The organism is Devosia sp., from assembly GCF_017307565.1.
Taxonomy (GTDB): domain Bacteria; phylum Pseudomonadota; class Alphaproteobacteria; order Rhizobiales; family Devosiaceae; genus Devosia.
The window spans coordinates 1-3,869 of sequence record NZ_JAFKHD010000098.1; the positions used below are offsets into that span (position 1 = coordinate 1).

Annotated in this window: 3 protein-coding genes; 2 read left to right on the top strand and 1 reads right to left on the bottom strand. The window is 62.3% G+C overall.

Features of this window, described 5'->3' with window-relative positions:
- The first annotated feature begins 39 nt into the window (after nucleotides 1–39).
- On the top strand, nucleotides 40–882 hold the full coding sequence (gene panC / locus J0I64_RS03025) for a pantoate--beta-alanine ligase (RefSeq protein WP_291406146.1): 843 nt from the start codon (nucleotides 40–42) through the stop codon (nucleotides 880–882).
- Nucleotides 883–1,025: 143 nt separating this feature from the next.
- Nucleotides 1,026–2,249, top strand: coding sequence for an MFS transporter (locus tag J0I64_RS03030; protein ID WP_291406147.1), 1,224 nt, complete (start codon nucleotides 1,026–1,028; stop codon nucleotides 2,247–2,249).
- A gap of 9 nt (nucleotides 2,250–2,258) precedes the next feature.
- On the opposite strand, the gene J0I64_RS03035 is transcribed toward J0I64_RS03030, so the two are convergent.
- Nucleotides 2,259–3,605, bottom strand: a complete 1,347-nt coding sequence (locus tag J0I64_RS03035; protein ID WP_291406148.1) for an MFS transporter — start codon at nucleotides 3,603–3,605, stop codon at nucleotides 2,259–2,261.
- Nucleotides 3,606–3,869 lie beyond the last annotated feature (264 nt).

The window sequence follows — 3,869 nt, forward strand, 5'->3', positions numbered from 1 at the left end:
GGCCTGAAGGCCGCTTCCCACTACCTGGAGCATCCTTGCATGACCAAGGTCCTTCGCACGATCGCCGAGTTGCGGGCTTGGCGCAACGCTTTGCCTAGCGGCAGCAAAGTTGGCCTCGTGCCCACGATGGGCGCGCTTCATGCTGGCCACATCAGCCTCATGGACTTGGCCAAGACGCATTGCGACACGGTCATTGCCAGCATTTTCGTCAATCCGCTGCAGTTCGGTCCGCAGGAGGACCTGGCGCGCTATCCGCGACCGATCGAGAAGGACATTGCCTTGCTGGAGGCTTCAGGCGTCGATGCGCTGTTTTTGCCCGAGCCAACAGAGGTTTACCCGTCTGACAACTCGACCTTCGTGGTCGAGGAAGCAGTCTCGCTACCGCTCTGTGGCGCTTTGCGTCCGGGGCATTTCCGCGGCGTCGCCACGGTTGTGCTGAAGCTTTTCAATCTGACCCAGCCTCATTTTGCGTTCTTTGGGCAAAAGGACGCACAACAATGCGCGGTGATCGAACGCATGGTCCGCGACCTCAACGTTCCCGTCGAGATCGTCCGCGGGGCCATTGTGCGTGAGGCGGATGGTCTGGCGATGAGCTCGCGCAACGTCTATCTCGACCCAGCCCAACGTGCGGCTGCGCCGCTTCTTTATCAGAGTCTTCTCGCGGCCTTCGAGGCCTACAAGGCCGGCGAGCGCGATGCAGCAAAGCTTGAAGCCCTCGGCCGCGCAACATTGGCCCACGAACCAAGTATCGCCATTCAGTATTGGGAAGTCCGCGACCGCAGTAGCCTCGCCCCCCTCCAGACTGTTGGCAATGACGGTTGTCTTATTGCCCTCGCGGCCTTTTTGGGCAGCACACGCCTAATCGACAATGTCCTCCTCTAGGACAGAGGTCGGGGGCTCCCGATAGTCTGGCGCGGGCAGCTTGGACTCCAAGAAGTCACGCGACAGAAGAATTGTGTTGCGCGTGTTCAAATCCGGGCGCCTCATCCGTCGTGAAGGCATATTCCTTGTGGAGGACCTTCGGAATGGAACGGCACTACGGTTGGGTCATCGTCGCCGCCGGCGCGGTGATCACTTGTTTGGCGATGGGCGCGATGTTCGCCCTGCCAGTCTATCTACAGCCCATTGCAGAAGAAACGGGATGGACCCGCGCGGGCATTTCCGGCGCGATGACGGTCGGTTTCATCGTCATGGGCATTGCCGGCTTTATATGGGGCACGCTGACGGACCGGATTGGCGCGCGTCCGGTGGTGCTGATCGCGGCGGTGATGCTTGGCCTTGGCTTGTTTATTGCCAGCCGGGCGACGGATCTGCTGGTGTTTCAGCTTGCCTATGGCGGCCTGGTCGGGGCGTCTGGCGGCGCGTTCTTTGCGCCGCTCATCGCCACCACGCTGGGCTGGTTTGACAAGCACCGCAGTCTCGCCGTCTCGCTGGTCTCGGTGGGCGGCGGCATTGCGCCCATGACGATAACGCCGCTGGCGACGGTGCTCATTGCCACCTATGGTTGGCGCAGCGCCATGATGATGACGGCGATTGCGGCGGCTGTGCTGATCATCCCGGCGGCTTTCCTGATCCGTCGTGCGCCGGCGGCTTTGGCTGAGGCGCCTTCGCCGGGCAGCGACGTTGCGCCGGCCGAGCCGCGTCCCATCAACATGGGCGCGATCTTCCGCACGCCGCAGTTCTTCATCTTGGCGGGGGTGTTCTTCCTCTGCTGTGCGGCACATTCGGGGCCGATTTTCCATACCGTCAGCTATGCGATGCTCTGCGGTGTGTCGGCGCTGGGGGCCGCGACCATTTATAGTGTCGAGGGTTTTGCGGGCCTCTTTGGGCGCGTGATCTTTGGTGTGCTGGCCGACCGGATCGGGGTCAAGCGGGTCATCGTCGTTGGCCTCGCGATGCAGGCGATCGGGATCTACTGCTACATCTATGTCAGCGACCTGCAGCATTTTTATATGCTGGCCGTGGTGCTGGGGCTCGTCTATGGCGGCGTGATGCCGCTCTATTCGGTGCTGGCGCGGGACTATTTCGGGCCCAATGTCATGGGGACCGTGCTCGGCGGCATTACCATGACCTCGTCGATCGGTATGGCCTTTGGCCCCGTGGGCGGCGGGTGGTTGTTCGATACGTTTGGGGACTATCACTGGCTCTATGTGACCTCGGCAGCCGTCGGCATTGCGGCCGCGGCGCTGGCTTTGGCATTCCCGCCGAAGACCACCAAGGAAACGCCGGCAGACGCGCTGCCAGCGTAATCGGGACTATCAGGCGGGGTTGGCGACTGCCGCCCCGCCGTCACCGTCATCATCCTTGTTGTCGGCATAGGCGGCGGACAGTTCCCGATAGTAGCGGGAATTGAACGCGAGCACGGTGATGACGAGGCCGACCAGGCCGGCCACGATGAAAACAAGTGCAATGCCGCGGGCCGGGCCGGTGCCGAACCACGAGCCGATGGCCTGAGCCCCTGCCCCATCCGTCATGAACGGGATCACCACGAACTGCGTCAACGGCCCGATGAGGAAGGCGGTGAGCGGCGAGGCCGCCTGTTCCACCGATTGAGCGAAGCCGAAGACGCGGCCCTGGCGCTCGAGCGGCACCACCTTTTGCAGCGTCGTGTGTTCGGCGGCTTCGGCATAGGGGCCGAGCAGCATCCAGACGAAACAGCCGGCCGCCAGCAGCCAGATCGAGGCCTGTAGGGTGAACACGCAGCAGACGGCCCACGTGATCACATTCACCATGAGCAGCGTGCGGAGCGGGTTTTTGCCGAGCCCGGTCTTGGCGATGACGATGCCGCTGAGAATGAAGGCGGTCGAGAGAACGCCGAAGAGCAGGCCCCAGACTTCGACCGACACCAGCGACAGTCCATAGGCATCGAGCAGCGCCATGAAGATGCCGCCGAGGAAATTGTTGATGGTGGCGAAGAAGATCAGCGCAAAGAGCCCGGGTACGGCGGCGATCACGCGAATGGTGCCGGCGATATCGACGCGCCTGGCTTCGGGTGGCGCTTCGGGATCATGGGGCGCCCTGCCCTCGTCGACTTTGACTAAGCTGAGGTGGACGAAGGCGAGGATCGTTGCGCTGATCGCCAGGACCAGGACGCCGAGCATGCCGGTGAAGGCGACGAGGAAACCCGAGATCACCGAGGTCGTGAGGAAGCCGATGCCGGAAACCATGCCGACAAGGCCGTTGGCTTTGTCGCGGCGATCTTCGGGGATGAGGATGGTGACGAGGGTCGGCAGGGCAATGGAGCGGATATTGCCGGCGATGACGCCCAGCATCACCAGGACGATGAAGAGCCAGAGATATGGCCCATAGGGGTTGCGGAAGGCGCCTTCGGGCTCCAGCAACACCATGGCCAGTCCGACAATGTAGCAGATGCCGGAGACGACGCTGGAACCCAGCATGGCGAGGCGTTTGGAATTGTGGTCGACGATCGAGCCGAACCAGATGCCGAAGGCCGCGGTGAAGACGAGGAAGATACCGGCGATCATGCCGGTGGCGAAGACCGACTGGGTTTCGATGAACACCCAGAAGGTTACGGCGAACCAGACGGTGAAATTCGTGACATTGGCCACGAGATTGTTCGCCAGGATATGGTGAAAGGGACGCATTGCTTAGTCCTCTTGAGGGTCATGTCTTTCGTCCGGATGGGCACTGTCAGGCCTTGCGGCCATCGCAGCAGGCCGAAACCGGTCTAGCCCGCCGTCGTGACAACCTGTGTCAGCGAGACGCGAAGGACGACGTTTGGCGGTCCGAGGATTCGACATGCCAAAGAAAAAGGGCCCCGGCATTGCCGGAGCCCAGTCGGGAGGAGCTGCAGGGCGCCTTAGTTCAGCGGCGCCAGGAGAGACTTGCCGTCCTTGTCGAAGAGGATC